Genomic DNA, 17,603 nt, shown 5'->3' with positions numbered 1-17,603 from the left:
TCTCGGAATCCTGCCACTATCAGGTTCACTCAATTAAAATGCTTATTTATCAAATATGTCGCTATGAACGCACCATTAGCTTTGAACCAGTTGTTGGATGCTGAGGCGGGCTCCCCCCGTCTTCGCGAAATTCCCTACAACTACACCTCCTTTTCCGATCGAGAGATTGTGATTCGCCTATTGGGCGAGGAATCATGGCGTGTTCTCAATAACTTGCGTGGCGTTCGCCGTACAGGCCGTTCCGCTCGCATGTTATTTGAAATTCTGGGTGATATCTGGGTGGTGCAGCGCAATCCTTTTTTGCAAGATGATTTGCTGGACAGTCCCGACCGCCGCAAACAATTAATCGATGCTCTTTGGCATCGCTTGGGTGAAGTCAAGAAGCGTAATAGTGGCGATTCTGCTGACCAAGTAGAAATTCTATTAAGTGCCGCTTATCGCGCAATCGAAAATTTCGAAAACGGATTTAAAGAAGTTGAAGTGATTCGTAAGCGTGCCCGTAAGGAGTTAGGCCGCCACACTGCTGCAGACAATATTTGTTTTGATGGTGTGTCTCGTGCAGCTCACGTTACTGATGCAACAGACTGGCGTGTTGAGTTTCCACTCGTTGTTCTAAAGCCGGATTACGAATCTGAAATTCCCGGTTTGGTGAAAGCTTGTATTGAGTTAGGTCTGACCATCATTCCTCGTGGAGGTGGTACTGGTTATACCGGTGGTGCTATTCCGCTGTATGCAATGTCTGCAGTGATTAACACTGAAAAGTTGCAAGATATCGGCGGCGTAAAAGCTAAAAAACTACCAGGCTTAAATCGCGAAGTATCTACCATCTTTACTGGCGCAGGCGTTGTGACCCGTCGCGTATCTGATGCTGCAGAGCATGCTGGTCTTGTGTTTGCGGTTGATCCTACTTCTGCCGATGCAAGCTGCATTGGCGGCAATATTGCCATGAATGCGGGTGGTAAGAAAGCGGTTCTTTGGGGAACGGCTTTAGATAATCTTGCTAGCTGGCGCATGGTAGATCCGCAAGGCAATTGGTTGGACATCGAGCGTCTTGAACACAATATTGGCAAGATCCATGATGTGGCAACTGTCCGTTTTCAGCTCACTTGGTCTGATGGCAATAGCGAGCCTGGTCAACGCATTCTAAAAACAGAATTATTAGAAGTTGAAGGCAGACGTTTCCGCAAAGAAGGTTTAGGTAAAGACGTTACTGATAAATTTTTATCGGGCTTACCAGGTGTGCAAAAAGAAGGTTGCGATGGTTTGATTACTAGCGCAACTTGGGTATTGCATCGCATGCCGAAATTCATGCGCACGGTTTGCTTGGAGTTTTTTGGTCAAGCACGTGAAGCTATTCCAAGCATTGTCGAGATTAAAGCTTACTTAGATGGTTTAAGCAAGCAAGGTGGCCCAATCTTGGCCGGCCTCGAGCACTTGGATGATCGCTATTTAAGAGCAGTGGGTTACTCCACCAAATCAAAGCGCAATAGCCTGCCGAAGATGGTGTTGATTGGCGACATTGCTGGCGATGATGAAGAAGCTGTTGCTGCAGCTTCGAGTGAAGTAGTACGGATGGCGAACTTACGAGTTGGCGAAGGCTTTGTTGCAGTCAGCGCTGAAGCTCGTAAGAAATTCTGGCTTGATCGTGCCCGCACTGCTGCGATTGCCCGTCATACAAATGCTTTTAAGATTAATGAAGACGTCGTGATTCCTTTGCCACGTATGGGCGAGTACACCGACGGTATCGATCGCATCAATATTGAGCTCTCTCTTAAAAACAAGTTGCAAGTACTTGATGGTCTTGAGACTTTCTTGAAAAAGAGCGCATTACCGCTAGGTAAGAGTGATGCTGAGTATGAGATTCCTACAGCAGAAATCTTGGGAGATCGTGTTCAGCAAGCCTTAGAACTCATCGCCAAGGTACGCGGACGTTGGGCTGAGTGGCTCATTGAGATGGACTCTTATTTCCCGCGTCTGCAGGATTACAGTCTGCGCGCTTCCTGGAAAGAGGAAGTGCGTTCAGAGTTGCGCATCATCTTTGGTGGTCTGGCGTTTGAGCCGATTCTGGCCGAGTTAGAAGCAATTCACAAAAACATTTTGCGTAAGCGTGTATTCGTGGCCTTGCACATGCATGCTGGCGACGGAAACGTGCACACCAATATTCCGGTGAACTCAGATGACTACGAGATGTTGCAGGATGCGCATCGCGCCGTAGATCGGATCATGAAATTAGCCCGCTCACTAGATGGTGTGATTTCTGGTGAGCATGGTATTGGTATTACTAAATTAGAGTATTTAACAGAAGCTGAACTCAAAGATTTCCGCAGCTATAAGAATCGCGTTGATCCAGAAGGTCGCTTTAATAAAGGCAAGTTGATGCCACATGCTGACCTGAGCATGGCCTACACGCCTAGCTTTGGTTTGATGGGCCATGAGTCGATCATCATGCAGCAAAGCGATATTGGTGCGATTGCCGATAGCGTAAAAGATTGTTTACGTTGCGGTAAATGTAAACCTGTTTGCTCAACCCATGTACCACGCGCAAACTTGCTCTACAGCCCACGCGACAAAATCCTGGCAACATCACTGTTGATTGAAGCCTTCCTATATGAAGAGCAAACTCGACGTGGTGTTTCGATTCGCCATTGGGAAATGTTTGATGATGTCGCAGCGCATTGCACGGTTTGCCACAAGTGCTTAACACCATGCCCGGTCAATATCGACTTTGGTGATGTGACCATGAACATGCGTAATCTCTTGCGCAAGATGGGGCAGCAGCGCTTTAACCCTGGCACAGCAGCATCCATGTTCTTCTTGAATGCCACCAGCCCAGAATCCATTAATCTCGCTCGCAAGACCATGATTGGTTGGGGTTATAAGTTGCAACGCCTGGGTAATGATGTCTTACGGAAGTTTGCGAAACAACAAACTGCCCATCCGCCTGCAACAGTAGGAAAGCCGAGCGTTAAAGAGCAGGTGATCTTCTTTGTAAATAAGAAGATGCCTGGCAATCTACCCAAGAAAACAGCGCGTGCTTTGTTGGATATTGAGGATGCGAACTACGTACCAATTATTCGTGATCCTAAGACAACTTCTGCGGATACTGAGGCAGTGTTTTACTTCCCGGGTTGTGGATCTGAGCGTTTGTTCTCTCAAGTTGGCCTAGCTACTCAAGCGATGTTGTGGAATGTTGGCGTTCAAACTGTTCTGCCACCAGGCTATCTCTGTTGCGGCTACCCACAGCGTGGTAATGGCGACTTTGATAAAGCAGAGAAGATGATCACAGATAACCGTGTGTTATTCCATCGTGTTGCCAATACCCTCAATTACTTAGATATCAAGACCGTGGTTGTTTCTTGTGGCACTTGCTATGACCAGTTAGCAGGCTACCAGTTCGAGCAGATTTTCCCTGGCTGCCGCATTATTGATATTCATGAGTTCTTGGCAGAGAAGGGCGTGAAGCTCTCTGGCGTAACGGGCGTGAAGTATATGTATCACGATCCTTGTCACTCCCCGATGAAGCTGCAAGATCCGTTGAAGACAGTGAATGAGTTAATTCAGCTCGAAGATGGCAAAGCAATAGCAAAGAATGATCGTTGCTGCGGTGAATCTGGCACGTTGGCCGTCACACGTCCTGATATTTCTACTCAAGTGCGTTTCCGTAAGCAGATTGAGATGGAAAAAGCGGCGACTGAATTGCGCAAAGATGATTTCACTGGCGAAGTCAAAGTATTAACCAGCTGCCCATCATGCTTACAAGGCCTGACACGTTTTGATGCAGATAGCGACACTACAGCCGATTACATCGTTGTTGAAATGGCTCAGAAGCTACTTGGTAAAGACTGGATGCAGGACTATGTAGCCAAGGCTAACCAAGGTGGCATTGAGAGGGTCCTCGTTTAATGATTCCAAGCAATATTGTTGTGCATCAGCAATCCAAGGTCCTGGAGCTCTCATATGAGAATAACAATACCTATCGTTTGCCTTTTGAGTTGTTAAGGGTTTTATCTCCTTCTGCTGAAGTTCAGGGCCATGGGCCAGGGCAGGAAACATTGCAGACTGGTAAGCGCGATGTTTTGATTGCCAACATTGAACCTGTTGGGCACTATGCACTCAAGCCTAGCTTTTCTGATGGGCATGATTCGGGCCTGTTTACGTGGGACTACCTATTGTTTCTGTGTGAGAACCAGGAGCAGTTATGGAAAGAGCATTTGGATAAATTGGCTGCTGCCGGTTTAGATCGCGATACACCGATGAATCAGCCAGGCGGTGCATCAGGCCATTCTTGTGGAAGTCACTAATGAGTAAAACGCACTTCGGGTATCAAAGTGTTGATGAAGCTGAAAAAGCCGGCAAGGTTGCTGAAGTATTTCATTCGGTAGCTAGCAAGTACGACGTCATGAATGACCTGATGTCATTCGGGCTACATCGTGTTTGGAAAAAAGTGACGATTGCTCGTGCAAATGTTCGTCCTGGTCAAAAGATCTTGGATATTGCTGGTGGCACTGGTGATCTAGCCGCGGCTTTTGCAAAAGCTGCCGATTGGGGGCGCAACCCAGATGCTCAAGTTTGGTTAAGTGATATCAACGCTTCTATGTTGGGTGTTGGGTGTGACCGTCTATTGGATCGCGGTATGGCTTTGCCCTGCGTACAGTTTGATGCTGAAAAAATACCTTTTCCGAATAATCATTTTGACGTGGTGACCGTTGCTTTTGGTTTACGTAACATGACGCATAAAGAGATTGCTTTAGGTGAAATGTGCCGTGTGATCAAACCAGGTGGCCGCGTTTTGGTGCTGGAGTTTTCCAAGCCTGATGCCTTTTTGCAACCCGTATATGACACTTATTCATTTAAGGTTTTGCCATGGCTGGGCGAGAAGATTGCGCAAGATTCAGAAAGTTATCGCTATTTAGCGGAATCTATCCGCATGCATCCCGATGCGGAAACCCTTAAAGAAATGATGTTGGGGGTTGGTTTTGATGAAGTGGAAACCCACAGGATGACTGGGGGTATCGTTGCCTTACATATTGGTATTAAATACTGATGGTTGTATAGTTTTTAAGCTCTTAAAAACTAAAGAAGTTCAGTAGTTAAAAGAAGGGGTAAATATAAAAATGAATAAACATTTTTTTAAAGCAGTTCTCTTGAGTTTTACTTTGATTATTGCAATGGTTGGTCAGGTTGATGCTGCTCGCTTAGGCGGTGGAAGAAGTTTTGGACGCGCGCCAAGTGCACCAATGCAACGTCAGGCTACTCCTATGCAAAAGCCAGTTCAGCAAGCACAACCGACTGCTCCCGCCCCAGCTCCTCAAGCACCTGCGCCTAGTCGTTTTGGTGGCATGGGTGGTATTTTGGGTGGCTTAGCTGCGGGTCTGGGAATTGGTTACCTCTTATCGCATTTTGGTTTAGGTGAAGCAGCTTCTTCATTGATTACTGGTTTGCTGATCGCAATGTTGGCTGGCTTTGTCATTATGTTTGTGATTCGTAGATTATTGCCAGCGATGTCTGGTGCTGGTCAAAACTCAAATGCGCCATCTCAAGGCATGCAGCGCAATAGCGTTGAGATGCCAAGACAAGAACCTGCCTTCACTCCTGCTGCAAATGCATTCGGTGGGGTGAGTGCAGAGCCTGAGGTATTTCAGTCAACCTTGCCCCCTGGTTTCGATCAGCAAACATTTTTGGAAAATGCAAAACAATATTTTGTAACTTTGCAAAAAGCTTGGGACCAAGGTGATCTTTCATCCTTGCGTGAATTTACAACTCCCGATATGTTTGCCACGATTCAGCAAGATTTAGCTGGTAGAACTGATGGCAGTAATCAAACAGATGTCGTGACCATTAATGCTCAGCTCTTAGGGGTTGAGACGGCAGATGCCCATTATTTCTGTAGCGTTCAGTTCAGCGGCATGATTCGTGAGCAACAAGGCGCTCCAGCGAGCGACTTCTCCGAAATCTGGAATTTAAGCAAGCCTGTGGATGGTCCTGGCGGCTGGGTACTGGCGGGTATTTCCCAGTTGGTTTAAGCTTTAGGTACTTTCCGTCGGAAAACCCGCACTAGTGCGGGTTTTTTACACTCATGAACAGACATTTTTCGACTACCCATACGATTGCTTCTGGCGCAGCCTGCCGGGGGATTAATCACGTGTTGGGTAGCGAGCCTTGGGCGTCTGCTGAATTGGCTCGCCATGCCAACAAAACAATATTGTTACAACTTCCGCTAGGTAATCTGTGTTTTGAGATCAAGCCAGATGGTTTATTGGCTAGCTTAAAAGAGATTGAGGCGCCATCGCTCACTTTGGAGGTTTCTGCCAAGGCATTGAGCGACTTGGTAGGTAGTACAGGTTCTTTGCGAGAGCAGGCTTTTAAAGCGGTCAAAATTACTGGTGATGCAGACTTAGCCCAATTATTGGGTCGTCTTGCTGGGCAGCTGCGCTGGGAATACGAGGAAGATTTAGCTCGCCTAGTGGGAGATGCACCTGCAAACTTTGCTGTACGACAGGGTAAAAAGTTTGTCTCTGCCACTCGGTCTGCCGCATCCGATTTGCTGGACAATGTAGTGGAGTATGTCAGTGAAGAAAAGAAAGTGCTTTTAAATAAACGAGACTTTATGGTTCGTAAATCCGAATTAAGCGAATTGCGCGAGTCATTAGACCGTATGGAAAAGCGCATTCAACTTCTAGAGCAAAAGGCTAAATAAATCGTGCGTCGAATTGCTCGTCTCTTTTTCATTTTCTTTACCGCATGGCGTTATGGTTTATTGCCACTTCTGCGTGATCTTCTAAAGCCGGGCATTCGTCGCGGATTCTTAACCATGCTTTGCTGGATGTCTCCAGGTAGTCATCTGCCTAGAGGTGAGCGTATTCGATTAACGCTCGAGGCACTAGGTCCTATTTTTGTGAAGTTTGGTCAGGTGCTGTCTACGCGCCGCGATTTATTGCCAGAGGATATTGCGAATGAGTTAGCTAAATTACAAGATCAGGTACCACCATTCTCAAACGAAGAATCTCGTCGTTTGATTGAAGCCGATCTAGGTCAGCCAATTGAGGAAGTGTTTATTAGTTTTGATGCAACACCTGTTGCTAGCGCTTCAGTGGCGCAGGTGCACTTCGGAGTCTTGCGTGGCACAGATAAACACCCTGAATGGGAAGGTTGTTCAGTAGCGATTAAGGTCTTGCGCCCCGGTATTCTGCCGGTGATTGAGGGTGACCTGGCCTTGATGTACGACCTAGCTAAGGTGATTGAAAAAAGTTCAGAAGATGGCCGTCGTTTAAAGCCGCGTGAGAATGTTTCGGAGTTTGATACCTATTTGCATGATGAGCTTGATCTTATGCGCGAAGCCGCTAATGCGAGTCAGCTACGTAGGCAGTTTGCGGATTCGAGTAAGTTAATGATTCCGGAGATGTACTGGGATTTATGTCACACCAATGTGATTGTCATGGAGAGGATGTATGGCATCTCGATTGGTAAGACGGCGGCACTCAGAGAGGCAGGAGTTGACTTTAAGAAGTTGGCTTCAGATGGCGTAGAAATATTCTTTACTCAAGTATTTGAGTATGGCTTCTTCCATGCGGATATGCATCCCGGTAACATCATGATTAGCTTAGAGCCAGAAACATTTGGTCGTTTCATTTCTCTAGATTTTGGAATCGTTGGCGCGTTAAGCGAATCTGATAAAAATTATTTAGCCTTGAATTTCTTGGCATTCTTTAATCGCGATTACCGTCGCGTTGCTGAGTTACACATCGAGTCAGGTTGGGTTCCAGCGAATACCCGCGTTGAAGAATTAGAGGGTGCGGTGCGTTCAGTTTGTGAACCGTATTTCGATCGTCCTCTGAAAGAAATTTCCTTGGGCATTGTGCTGATGCGTTTGTTCCAGACCTCCCGTCGTTTTAAGGTGGAAATCCAGCCGCAGCTCACTTTGCTACAAAAAACCCTCTTGAATGTTGAAGGCCTGGCTCGTCAACTGGATCCTGATCTAGACCTTTGGAAAACAGCTAAGCCGATTCTGGAGAAATGGGTAAGCAAGCAGTTGGGGTGGCGTGGTCTCATTGATGGCATCAAGGAAGAGGCGCCTACTTGGGCCAAAATTCTGCCAACATTGCCCCGTTTGATTGCAGATAGCTTGGCACAGGCCCGCACCCCCATAAAAGACCAAAATGGGGAATTAGAGGTCTTAAAGGCCCTTTTATTGCAAGAAAGACGTACACACCGCCTGTTGGCGGGTGCTTTACTCTTTGCCGGCGGGTTTTTGGCTGGAATTTTGATCATCAGCCTAGGTATTTATTAGTCTCTCGCTGATTGGCTGCTAACCCGCTAAAATAGCGGGTTAGGCAGAACACATGAAAAAATACTTTATCGCTGGCATCCTCGTTTGGGCACCATTGTCGATCACCATTTGGGTGATTGCTTGGGGCTTGGGTCTGCTCGACGGTGTTTTTGGTTCTGTAATGCACGCCATTATTGTGGTTCTCCCTGAAGATGCTGCGAGAGATCTACAGCATTTCCGCGATCTCCCAGGCGTTGGAATATTGATTGTGATTGTGGTCATCCTGCTCACCGGATTGACTGCGATTAATTTTGCAGGACAGTGGTGGTTAAAGGTCTGGGATAAATTTGTTAATCGCATACCGATTGTTCGTTCCATTTATTCCAGCGTTCAGCAAGTCTCATCGACTTTATTTTCTGGAAGTGGACAGGCTTTTAGCAAAGCCTTGCTGATTCGCTATCCCCATGCTGATTCTTGGGTAATTGCTTTTCAAACTGGTATTCCAGCTAAAGAAGTAACTGCCAAATTAGGTGAAGATTACGTCAACGTATTTCTGCCTACAACCCCAAATCCAACCTCTGGTTTTTTCATGATCGTGCCACGTGCACAAACGATTGAATTAGAGATGAGTGTAGAAGAGGCTCTGAAACACATTGTTTCAATGGGCTCTGTTCCCCCCAATAGTTCTAGTGGTTTAACTGCATCCCAGTTGCCACGCCATTTTTGATTTATAGGAAATTGTTATGTCAATGCGAAGCCATACCTGCGGCCAGGTAACCGATTCACTGATTGGTCAAGAAGTCACTCTTGCTGGATGGGTTAATCGCCGTCGTGACCACGGAGGCGTGATTTTTATTGACTTGCGTGACCGCGAAGGTTTTGTACAGGTTGTTTGCGATCCTGATCGCCCAGAAATGTTTGCTCTTGCTGAGCAAGTTCGTAGCGAGTTCTGTATTCAGATTAAAGGCCTTGTCCGTGCACGTCCTGCCGGCACTGAGAACACCGATTTAGTTAGTGGAAAAGTAGAGATCCTCTGCCATAGCTTGGTGATTCTGAATGCATCTGTAACTCCGCCATTCCAGATTGATGATGAGAATTTGTCCGAAACCACTCGATTGACTCATCGTGTCTTGGATTTGCGTCGCCCACAAATGCAGAAGAATTTACGTTTGCGTTACAACGTGGCGATGGAGTGTCGTCGTTATTTAGATGATGCTGGCTTTATCGATATCGAAACACCGATGTTGACTAAGAGCACCCCAGAAGGCGCACGCGATTATTTAGTACCATCCCGTGTGCATGACGGTCAGTTCTTTGCATTGCCACAGTCTCCACAGTTATTCAAGCAGTTGTTAATGGTCGCTGGCTTTGATCGCTACTATCAAATTACCAAGTGTTTCCGTGACGAAGATTTGCGCGCAGATCGTCAACCTGAATTTACTCAGATCGACTGTGAAACTGCCTTCTTAAGTGAATTAGAAATTCGTGATTTGTTTGAAAACATGATTCGTCATATTTTCAAGAAGACCATGAATGTTGAGTTGCCTAATCCATTCCCGACCATGCCTTACTCAGAGGGTATGGCGCGTTTTGGCTCCGATAAGCCAGATTTGCGCGTGAACTTTGAATTCACCGAATTGACCGATTTAATGAAAGACGTTGATTTCAAGGTGTTCTCAGGAGCCGCTAACCAAGTTGGTGGACGAGTAGTGGGCTTGTGCGTACCTGGTGGCGCTGAAATTAGCCGTAGCGAAATCGATGACTACACTCAGTTCGTCAGTATTTATGGCGCCAAAGGCTTGGCTTGGATCAAAGTCAACTCTGTTGCTGAAGGCCGCAATGGCTTGCAGTCACCAATCGTGAAGAATTTGCATGATGCAGCGATCGAAGGCATCTTGAAGCGTACTGGTGCAAAAGATGGCGACATCATTTTCTTTGGCGCTGATAAAGAAAAAGTAGTAAACGATGCGATTGGTAATTTACGTTTACGTATTGGTCAGTCTGCTTGGGGCAAAGCGCATGGTCTCTTTACCGAAGGTTGGAAGCCGTTGTGGGTAGTGGATTTCCCAATGTTTGACTACGATGAAGGCGAGGCCCGTTGGGTTGCCTGCCATCATCCGTTTACCAGTCCTAAAGATGAGCACATGAAGTATCTGGAGTCTGATCCAGGTAAGTGCTTAGCTAAAGCGTATGACATGGTGTTGAACGGTAGTGAAATTGGTGGCGGCTCAGTCCGTATTCACCAAGAGGCTGTTCAAAGCCAGGTATTCCGTGCATTGAAAATTGATGCAGAAGAAGCGCAAGCGAAGTTTGGCTTTTTGTTAGATGCACTTCAGTATGGCGCGCCTCCTCACGGCGGTATTGCGTTCGGCCTGGATCGCATTGTAACGATGATGACTGGTGCAGAATCCATTCGCGATGTGATTGCTTTCCCTAAAACACAACGTGCGCAGTGCTTGTTAACTCAGGCTCCAAGCCCAGTAGATGAGCGTCAGCTGCGTGAACTGCATATCCGTTTGCGTCAAGCTACTCCTGCCGCATAAAGCAACTTCAGTAATACCATCTTGAAAATCCCTATTTCGGTTTTAGTCGTCATCTACAAATTGAATAGGGATGTTTTATTGATAGAGCGTGCTGACCGCTCGGGTTTTTGGCAATCCGTCACCGGTAGTCTCGATGCTCTCGATGAGAATCTAGCCTTTGCAGCTACCCGAGAAGTGTTTGAAGAGACGGGCATTGCAGTGGATCACCTACCAAAAGATGCATTGCAAAACATGCATCATCAAATCGAGTATGAAATCTATCCTGAATGGCGCTTTCGCTATGCTCCGGGGGTTACTAGTAATATCGAACATTGGTTTGCACTGCAAGTGCCTGATGACACACAAGTTAAGCTGTCACCAAGAGAGCACGTAGCTTACGAGTGGTTACCGTTTGTAGAGGCCGCTAAAAAATGTTTCTCCCCTAGCAATGGAGAGGCTATTCTCAAAGTATTCTCAGAGAAGAAGGAATAAGATAGAGCGATGAGACATTCATCGGGACATCATCACGGTAGCGCAGATTCCAAGCCTTCACAGGGAAGCGATTGGAAGGTCATTCGCGATTTAATTCCCTACCTACTGGAATACAAATTTAGAGTTGCGATTGCTCTAGCTTGCTTGGTTGCTGCTAAGGTTACCAATCTAGGCATCCCTATTTTGCTGAAGCGTTTAATTGATGATTTAGACATCAAGCCAGACTCCCCACAAGTTTTGCTTGTAGTTCCAGTAGCGCTCATTGTGGCGTATGGGCTTCTTCGAATGGCTGCTTCCTTGTTTGCTGAATTACGCGAGTTTCTCTTTGCTAGAGTGACCCAAAATGCTGTTCGTAAAGTGGCTCTTCAAGTCTTCGAACATTTACATGCCTTAGCACTGAGCTTTCATCTAGCTCGTCAAACCGGAGGTGTTAGTCGGGACATTGAGCGTGGCACTCGTGGCATTCAATCACTGATTGCTTATTCGCTATATAGCATCCTACCAACGCTTGTTGAGTTCATTTTGGTATTGGGCTATTTAGCTTACTCATATGATATTTGGTTTGCAGCAATTACCTTATGCGCCTTAGTTTTCTATATTGTATTTACTGTGGTGGTAACAGAGTGGCGCACCCATTTTCGCAAGACTATGAATGAAATGGATTCAAGGGCGAATCAGAAAGCAATTGATTCTTTATTAAATTTTGAGACTGTAAAGTATTTTGGTAATGAGGCCTTTGAAGCTAGTCGTTACGATAAAAACTTAGTACGCTATCAGGCCGCTGCCATTAAGTCGCAAAAATCTTTAGCTGTTCTTAATTTTGGACAGCAAACCATCATCGCTATTGGCCTAGTCTTAATTTTATGGCGCGCTACGCTTGGTGTAGTGGATGGCACCATGACTCTTGGCGACCTTGTGCTAGTTAATACTTTAATGATCCAGTTGTATATTCCACTCAATTTTTTGGGTGTGATTTATCGCGAGATCAAGCAGTCTCTAACAGATATGGAGCGCATGTTCTCTTTACTGAATACCGATAAAGAAATTGCAGACTCACCAAATGCTAAGCTACTACATATTGAAAACTATGGCCATGGTCCTGATGTTCGTTTTGAGCATGTATCGTTTCACTATGAAGCTAAGCGTGAAATTCTTCATGATGTGAGTTTTGCTATTCCAGCAGGAACAATCACTGCAGTGGTTGGGCAAAGTGGAGCGGGTAAGAGCACTTTGGCAAGATTATTATTTCGTTTTTACGATGTTCAATCAGGCAAGATTCTGATTGATGGACAAAATATTCAAGATGTTACGCAGGCCAGTTTACGCAAGGCAATTGGGATCGTGCCGCAAGATACAGTGCTATTTAATGACACGATTGGCTATAACATTGCCTATGGAGATCCCTCTGCGAGCATTGAGGGTGTACATGAGGCTGCTAGGGCGGCACAGATCGACAGCTTTATTAAACGTTTGCCAGATGGTTATGACACCCAAGTCGGCGAGAGGGGTTTAAAGCTATCTGGTGGAGAGAAACAACGGGTAGCTATAGCTAGAACCCTTCTCAAGAGGCCTGCTATGCTCATCTTTGATGAGGCTACTTCAGCCTTAGACTCTAAAACCGAGCGCGCTTTCCAGGAGGAGCTGCTGACTTTGGCTAAGAACCGTACAACACTTATCATTGCCCATCGTCTTTCAACCATCGTTCATGCTGATCAGATCTTAGTAATGGATCATGGGCAAATTGTGGAGCGTGGAACCCATGAGGAGCTACTTTCAGTTAAAGGTAAATATACAGAAATGTGGCAAATGCAAGAACGTGCTGCTCTTGATTAGAATAGCTGGATGATCCAAAATATTTCCTCAACTTCTATGGCGGCAAACAAAGACGCGATCCTTAAAAATGCTTTTGCAACTGCTGTCGCTGTTGCTGATCCGCAGGTGATTGTTCCACAATATTTAGCTAAGATATTTCCAGCTGGACAAGGGCCACGGGGAAGATGTCTAGTGGTCGGCGCTGGGAAAGCTAGTGCTTCGATGGCGAGTGCTTTAGAAGCTTATGCAAAAGTGCATTGGCCAGAAGTGACATTAGAAGGTGTAGTGCTGACACGTTATGGTCATAACTCACCAACGTCCCAAATCAAAATTATTGAAGCTGGACATCCGGTGCCTGATCAAGCTGGTATGGACGGAGCAAAAGAGATTTTTGCGCTCACGAATCAACTTTCGCAAGGTGATGTATTGATCGCCTTAGTGTCTGGGGGTGGCTCAAGCCTGCTCACTCTACCGCAAGCAGGTATCTCGATTGAGGATATGCGCAAGACCACAGAAGCGTTGCTACGTAGTGGTGCCCCTATTGAGGAGATGAATGTGGTACGTAAGCATTTGTCTGCAATCTTAGGTGGTAACTTAGCTAGGGCAGCCATTTCGCGTGGTGCACGAGTAGAGGCCTTATTAATTTCTGATGTCACAGGCGATTCACCAGCAGATATTGCTAGTGGCCCATGTGCTGCTGACTACTCCACGTATTTAGATGCACTCAATATTTTGCAAAAATATGACTTAGATGCATCTTCCATTCCTGCATCAGTATTAAATCATCTCAAGCAAGGCCTAGTTGGAGAAAAGCCAGAGACTTTGAAAGATTCTGATTTAATCTCCGCTCAAGTGGCCAACCATGTGATTGCAACTGCCTATAAAAGTTTAGAGGCTGCCGCTGACTATGTTCGTACACAAGGCTATGAGCCAATCGTTTTGGGTGACACGATTACTGGTGAAGCCCAAGAGGTTGGAATTGAGCAGGCTGTTTTAGTTCGTGATCATGTGTCAAGGGGATTTGATAAACCGCTTGCTCTGATTTCTGGTGGCGAGTGTACAGTGACTATTCCAGCCGGTGTTAAGGGTCGTGGTGGTCGCTGTAGCGAATATCTGCTCTCTCTTTTTGCTGCCTCTAAAGACCTCCCTCAATTAGCTGCATTGGCAGCGGATACCGATGGCATTGATGGCAGCGAAAAGAATGCTGGAGCCTGGTTTGATGGCGCCGTTCGCCAAGCTAGCCAGACTGCAGGTCTGCTTCCAGAGAAATTCTTATCAACACATGATTGTTATGGCTTCTTTGCAGAATTAGGCGCTTTAGTGGAAACTGGACCTACACTTACCAATGTGAATGATTTCCGCATCATCTTGCTCGATAAATAATATGTCTAATAGTCCTACACAAATTCAACTGATTCAGCCGGACGATTGGCACTTGCATATTCGTGATGGCGAAGTGATGAAAGATGTGTTGGCAGACACTGCGCGTCAATTTGCTCGCGCGATCATCATGCCCAATCTCAAGCCACCAGTAACTACTGTGGATTTGGCTAAAGCCTATCAATCTCGCATTGAATCGAATTTAAAGTCTTTGGGTGTCAGTGACTTTACGCCTTTAATGACCTTATATCTCACTGACAATACTTCTGCAGATGAAGTTCGTAAGGCTAAGACTGCAGGCATCGCCGCATTTAAGCTATACCCCGCAGGTGCAACGACGAATAGTGATGCTGGTGTCAGTGATCTTAAACATTGCCATGCGGCATTAGAAGCGATGCAAGCTGTTGGTATGCCGCTCTTAGTGCATGGTGAAGTAACCAGATCTGAAATCGATATCTTTGATCGTGAGGCGGTCTTTATTGATACGGTGTTGGAGCCTCTACGTCAACAGTTTCCTGAGCTCAAAATCGTCTTTGAACATATCACTACCAAGCAGGCTGCTCACTACGTGCGTGATGCGGCGACGGGTGGAAAGAATACGATTGCAGCTACGATTACTCCGCAGCATCTGCTCATGAATCGCAATGCTATTTTTGCTGGTGGCATTCGTCCACACAATTATTGTTTGCCAGTTTTAAAGCGTGAAGAACATCGCATTGCTTTATTGGAAGCGGCAACTAGTGGAAATGCTCGTTTCTTCTTGGGCACTGACAGTGCGCCTCATGCTAAGGGTGCCAAAGAGGCAGCTTGTGGCTGTGCGGGTTGCTATAGTGCCTTTAATGCTTTAGGTTTATATGCCGAAGCATTTGAGAGTGTTGGCAAACTGGATAAGTTAGAAGGCTTTGCTAGTTTCTTTGGTCCTGATTTTTATTCTCTGCCACGGAATAGCAAAAAAATTACTCTTATAAAGCAGGCGCAAAGTATCCCTACTGAATTGCCATTGGGTGATGCCACTATCGTTCCGCTGCGTGCTGGTGAAACCATCGCCTGGTCACTCGTTTAAAAAATACAAATCATTACTTTCTTAGCCAAATTGGCCTGACTGCGTTAGACTGCAGGCGCAGAGTCAATTGGGCAATCGCCGCCTCTTTATTGAGGGGGAGGAAAGTCCGGACTCCATAGGGAAGGGTGATGGCTAACGGCCATCCACGGCGACGTGAGGAATAGGGCCACAGAGACGAGCGTATTTAGTTACGGTGAAACGCGGTAACCTCCACCTGGAGCAATCCCAAGTAAGCAGGCGATGAGGCGTCCCGCTGAGTCTGCGGGTAGGGAGCTTGAGCCGTCAGGTAACTGCCGGCCTAGAGGAATGATTGCCCCTAGATGCAAATCTAGGCGACAGAATCCGGCTTATCGATTGACTCTGCACTTATTCCGCAATGATTTTTACGCTGTAGGTCAGCTCTGCAGTTTTAGCTAACATGGTCGTAGCTGAGCAATATTTTTCATGTGAGAGCTTTACGGCGCGATCCACCTTTGCCTGATCTAAGTCTTTCCCTTTGACCGTAAAGTGCAAATTGATCTTTGTGAAGACTTTAGGGTCTTCTGTTGCTCGCTCAGCCTGGAGGGCTACTTCACAGCCGCTTATGGCCTGACGGGCCTTTTGTAGGATTAAAACCACATCAAATGCAGAGCAGCCGCCGGCACCGGCCAAAAGCAGCTCCATTGGCCTTGGGGCTAAGTTTTTACCGCCAGCTTCAGGGGCGCCATCCATGTTGACGAGGTGGCCGCTGCCAGTTTCTGCAGAAAAAGCCATGCCGCCATTACCCAACCAACTTACTCGACATTCCATTATTAGTGACCCCTAACTTACTAAATTAATCAATATTATCAATAGTTTACCTATTTTATGGGAAATCAAGTTGCTGCACAGCAACATAAAAAAATTGATTTTGGTCAATTTTCTTGCATCGCACCATACATATGGATACAATAACCATATTGGTAGTCAGTCTTGTATAAGACTGCGACTTACCTCCCAGTGTCTCCTCCACCCAAACATAGGTGGATTCCAACCCAGGACTCGTTCCTGGGTTTTTTTTAGGTTACAATTCAAGGCTTTACTGAATTACCGAGCCGGTCAGCGGTAATTTGTTATACCAGTTGAATTGCAGAATCTGCGAGCTTGCAAACATAAGCAGGGCCAAGGTGGACGTAATTTGGTTGGAGTAATTTTTTTGACCATAACAATTTGAGAAATCATGAAAACTTTTTCTGCAAAATCCCATGAGGTAGTGCATGAATGGTTCGTGATTGACGCTACGGACAAAGTCCTCGGTCGTGTCGCCAGTGAAGTGGCACTCCGTCTACGCGGCAAGCACAAGCCTGAATACACCCCACACGTTGATACTGGCGACTTTATCGTTGTCATCAATTCATCTAAGCTCCGTGTCACAGGCACAAAAGGCTTGAACAAAATTTATTACCGTCACAGCGGATACCCAGGTGGTATTAGCTCGACCAACTTCGACAAGATGCAAGACCGTTTCCCAGGTCGCGCTTTGGAGAAGGCTGTGAAGGGTATGTTGCCAAAAGGCCCACTAGGCTATGCCATGATCAAGAAATTGAAAGTTTATGGCGACGCTAATCATCCGCACACGGCTCAACAGCCTAAAGCGTTAGAGATTTAAGGAACCCAAATGGCTATTAATTACGGAAATTGGAATTACGGTACTGGTCGTCGCAAGAGTTCTGTGGCGCGTGTATTCATTAAATCTGGCAAAGGCGAAATCATTGTTAATGGTAAGCCTATCGATGCCTATTTTGCTCGTGAAACATCACGCATGATCGCTCGTCAGCCTTTGGCTCTCACAGCCCACTTAACGACCTTTGATATCAAAGTAAACGTTTCTGGTGGCGGTGAAACTGGCCAAGCTGGTGCAGTTCGTCACGGTGTTACTCGTGCATTGATCGACTACGACAACGCCTTGAAGCCAGCCCTGTCTAAAGCAGGTTTGGTAACTCGCGATGCTCGTGAAGTTGAGCGTAAAAAAGTTGGTCTGCACGGCGCGCGTCGTCGTAAGCAGTTCAGCAAGCGCTAATTCTTTCAGTCGCTTAAGTTTTATCGAAAG

At 46.3% G+C, this 17,603-nt stretch carries 15 protein-coding genes and 1 other RNA gene; 15 read left to right on the top strand and 1 reads right to left on the bottom strand.

Annotated features, from left to right (window positions below; all coding sequences use genetic code 11):
- The first annotated feature begins 63 nt into the window (after positions 1-63).
- The 13 genes from ICN44_RS03965 to rnpB all read left to right on the top strand — a co-directional run bounded on the left by ICN44_RS03965 (position 64) and on the right by rnpB (position 15,901).
- Positions 64-3,903 carry an FAD/FMN-binding oxidoreductase gene (locus ICN44_RS03965; protein WP_216262803.1) on the top strand — a complete coding sequence of 1,280 codons (3,840 nt, stop codon included), beginning with the start codon at positions 64-66 and terminating at the stop codon, positions 3,901-3,903.
- A complete protein-coding gene (locus ICN44_RS03960) occupies positions 3,903-4,301 on the top strand; it encodes a gamma-butyrobetaine hydroxylase-like domain-containing protein (protein ID WP_215321057.1) in 399 nt (132 codons plus the stop codon). The genes ICN44_RS03965 and ICN44_RS03960 overlap by 1 nt, the downstream gene beginning before the upstream one ends.
- Positions 4,301-5,044: a bifunctional demethylmenaquinone methyltransferase/2-methoxy-6-polyprenyl-1,4-benzoquinol methylase UbiE gene (gene ubiE, locus ICN44_RS03955; protein WP_216262802.1), complete on the top strand. Its 744-nt coding sequence runs from the start codon at positions 4,301-4,303 to the stop codon at positions 5,042-5,044. Before ICN44_RS03960 ends, ubiE begins: the two co-directional genes overlap by 1 nt.
- A gap of 70 nt (positions 5,045-5,114) precedes the next feature.
- Entirely contained in the window at positions 5,115-6,023 is a 909-nt protein-coding gene (locus tag ICN44_RS03950; RefSeq protein WP_216262801.1) for a Tim44 domain-containing protein, read from the top strand.
- Positions 6,024-6,076: 53 nt separating this feature from the next.
- Positions 6,077-6,697 (top strand): SCP2 domain-containing protein, encoded by a 621-nt coding sequence (locus ICN44_RS03945; protein WP_216262800.1) that lies wholly within the window; start codon positions 6,077-6,079, stop codon positions 6,695-6,697.
- A 3-nt stretch (positions 6,698-6,700) separates the two neighbouring features.
- Positions 6,701-8,287 carry a ubiquinone biosynthesis regulatory protein kinase UbiB gene (ubiB, locus tag ICN44_RS03940; protein WP_216262799.1) on the top strand — a complete coding sequence of 529 codons (1,587 nt, stop codon included), beginning with the start codon at positions 6,701-6,703 and terminating at the stop codon, positions 8,285-8,287.
- 52 nt (positions 8,288-8,339) lie between these two features.
- Entirely contained in the window at positions 8,340-8,993 is a 654-nt protein-coding gene (locus tag ICN44_RS03935; protein ID WP_215358654.1) for a DUF502 domain-containing protein, read from the top strand.
- A 16-nt stretch (positions 8,994-9,009) separates the two neighbouring features.
- Positions 9,010-10,809, top strand: a complete 1,800-nt coding sequence (gene aspS / locus ICN44_RS03930; protein ID WP_215358653.1) for an aspartate--tRNA ligase — start codon at positions 9,010-9,012, stop codon at positions 10,807-10,809.
- Positions 10,810-10,830: 21 nt separating this feature from the next.
- Positions 10,831-11,280: a dihydroneopterin triphosphate diphosphatase gene (gene nudB / locus ICN44_RS03925; RefSeq protein WP_216262798.1), complete on the top strand. Its 450-nt coding sequence runs from the start codon at positions 10,831-10,833 to the stop codon at positions 11,278-11,280.
- Between the two features lie 9 nt (positions 11,281-11,289).
- On the top strand, positions 11,290-13,113 hold the full coding sequence (locus tag ICN44_RS03920) for an ABC transporter ATP-binding protein/permease (RefSeq protein ID WP_216262797.1): 1,824 nt from the start codon (positions 11,290-11,292) through the stop codon (positions 13,111-13,113).
- Positions 13,114-13,122: 9 nt separating this feature from the next.
- Positions 13,123-14,475 carry a glycerate kinase gene (locus tag ICN44_RS03915; RefSeq protein WP_216262796.1) on the top strand — a complete coding sequence of 451 codons (1,353 nt, stop codon included), beginning with the start codon at positions 13,123-13,125 and terminating at the stop codon, positions 14,473-14,475.
- A 1-nt stretch (position 14,476) separates the two neighbouring features.
- On the top strand, positions 14,477-15,535 hold the full coding sequence (gene pyrC, locus ICN44_RS03910; RefSeq protein ID WP_216262795.1) for a dihydroorotase: 1,059 nt from the start codon (positions 14,477-14,479) through the stop codon (positions 15,533-15,535).
- A gap of 59 nt (positions 15,536-15,594) precedes the next feature.
- Positions 15,595-15,901: RNase P RNA component class A (rnpB, locus tag ICN44_RS03905), an RNA gene on the top strand.
- Here rnpB and ICN44_RS03900 read toward each other — a convergent pair.
- Entirely contained in the window at positions 15,902-16,324 is a 423-nt protein-coding gene (locus ICN44_RS03900; protein ID WP_216262794.1) for an OsmC family protein, read from the bottom strand. It lies immediately after the preceding RNA gene.
- A gap of 409 nt (positions 16,325-16,733) precedes the next feature.
- Here ICN44_RS03900 and rplM point away from each other — a divergent pair, with 409 nt between their 5' ends.
- Positions 16,734-17,162, top strand: a complete 429-nt coding sequence (rplM, locus tag ICN44_RS03895) for a 50S ribosomal protein L13 (protein ID WP_072582725.1) — start codon at positions 16,734-16,736, stop codon at positions 17,160-17,162.
- 9 nt (positions 17,163-17,171) lie between these two features.
- A complete protein-coding gene (gene rpsI / locus ICN44_RS03890; RefSeq protein ID WP_072582726.1) occupies positions 17,172-17,573 on the top strand; it encodes a 30S ribosomal protein S9 in 402 nt (133 codons plus the stop codon).
- The last annotated feature ends 30 nt before the right edge of the window (positions 17,574-17,603 follow it).

It is taken from the genome of Polynucleobacter sp. JS-Fieb-80-E5, assembly GCF_018882015.1.
Classification (GTDB): Bacteria; Pseudomonadota; Gammaproteobacteria; order Burkholderiales; family Burkholderiaceae; genus Polynucleobacter.
The sequence above is the reverse complement of the archived record's forward strand: the minus strand, read 5'-3'. Positions and strand labels throughout refer to the sequence as shown.

Excerpts from the sequence above, each read along its gene's own strand:
- ICN44_RS03965 (WP_216262803.1), top strand. The coding sequence starts at position 64 with ATGAACGCACCATTAGCTTTGAACCAGTTGTTGGATGCTGAGGCGGGC.
- ICN44_RS03960 (WP_215321057.1), top strand. The coding sequence starts at position 3,903 with ATGATTCCAAGCAATATTGTTGTGCATCAGCAATCCAAGGTCCTGGAG.
- ubiE (WP_216262802.1), top strand. The coding sequence starts at position 4,301 with ATGAGTAAAACGCACTTCGGGTATCAAAGTGTTGATGAAGCTGAAAAA.
- ICN44_RS03950 (WP_216262801.1), top strand. The coding sequence starts at position 5,115 with ATGAATAAACATTTTTTTAAAGCAGTTCTCTTGAGTTTTACTTTGATT.
- ICN44_RS03945 (WP_216262800.1), top strand. The coding sequence starts at position 6,077 with ATGAACAGACATTTTTCGACTACCCATACGATTGCTTCTGGCGCAGCC.
- ICN44_RS03935 (WP_215358654.1), top strand. The coding sequence starts at position 8,340 with ATGAAAAAATACTTTATCGCTGGCATCCTCGTTTGGGCACCATTGTCG.
- aspS (WP_215358653.1), top strand. The coding sequence starts at position 9,010 with ATGTCAATGCGAAGCCATACCTGCGGCCAGGTAACCGATTCACTGATT.
- ICN44_RS03920 (WP_216262797.1), top strand. The coding sequence starts at position 11,290 with ATGAGACATTCATCGGGACATCATCACGGTAGCGCAGATTCCAAGCCT.
- ICN44_RS03915 (WP_216262796.1), top strand. The coding sequence starts at position 13,123 with ATGATCCAAAATATTTCCTCAACTTCTATGGCGGCAAACAAAGACGCG.
- pyrC (WP_216262795.1), top strand. The coding sequence starts at position 14,477 with ATGTCTAATAGTCCTACACAAATTCAACTGATTCAGCCGGACGATTGG.
- ICN44_RS03900 (WP_216262794.1), bottom strand. The coding sequence starts at position 16,324 with ATGGAATGTCGAGTAAGTTGGTTGGGTAATGGCGGCATGGCTTTTTCT.
- rplM (WP_072582725.1), top strand. The coding sequence starts at position 16,734 with ATGAAAACTTTTTCTGCAAAATCCCATGAGGTAGTGCATGAATGGTTC.
- rpsI (WP_072582726.1), top strand. The coding sequence starts at position 17,172 with ATGGCTATTAATTACGGAAATTGGAATTACGGTACTGGTCGTCGCAAG.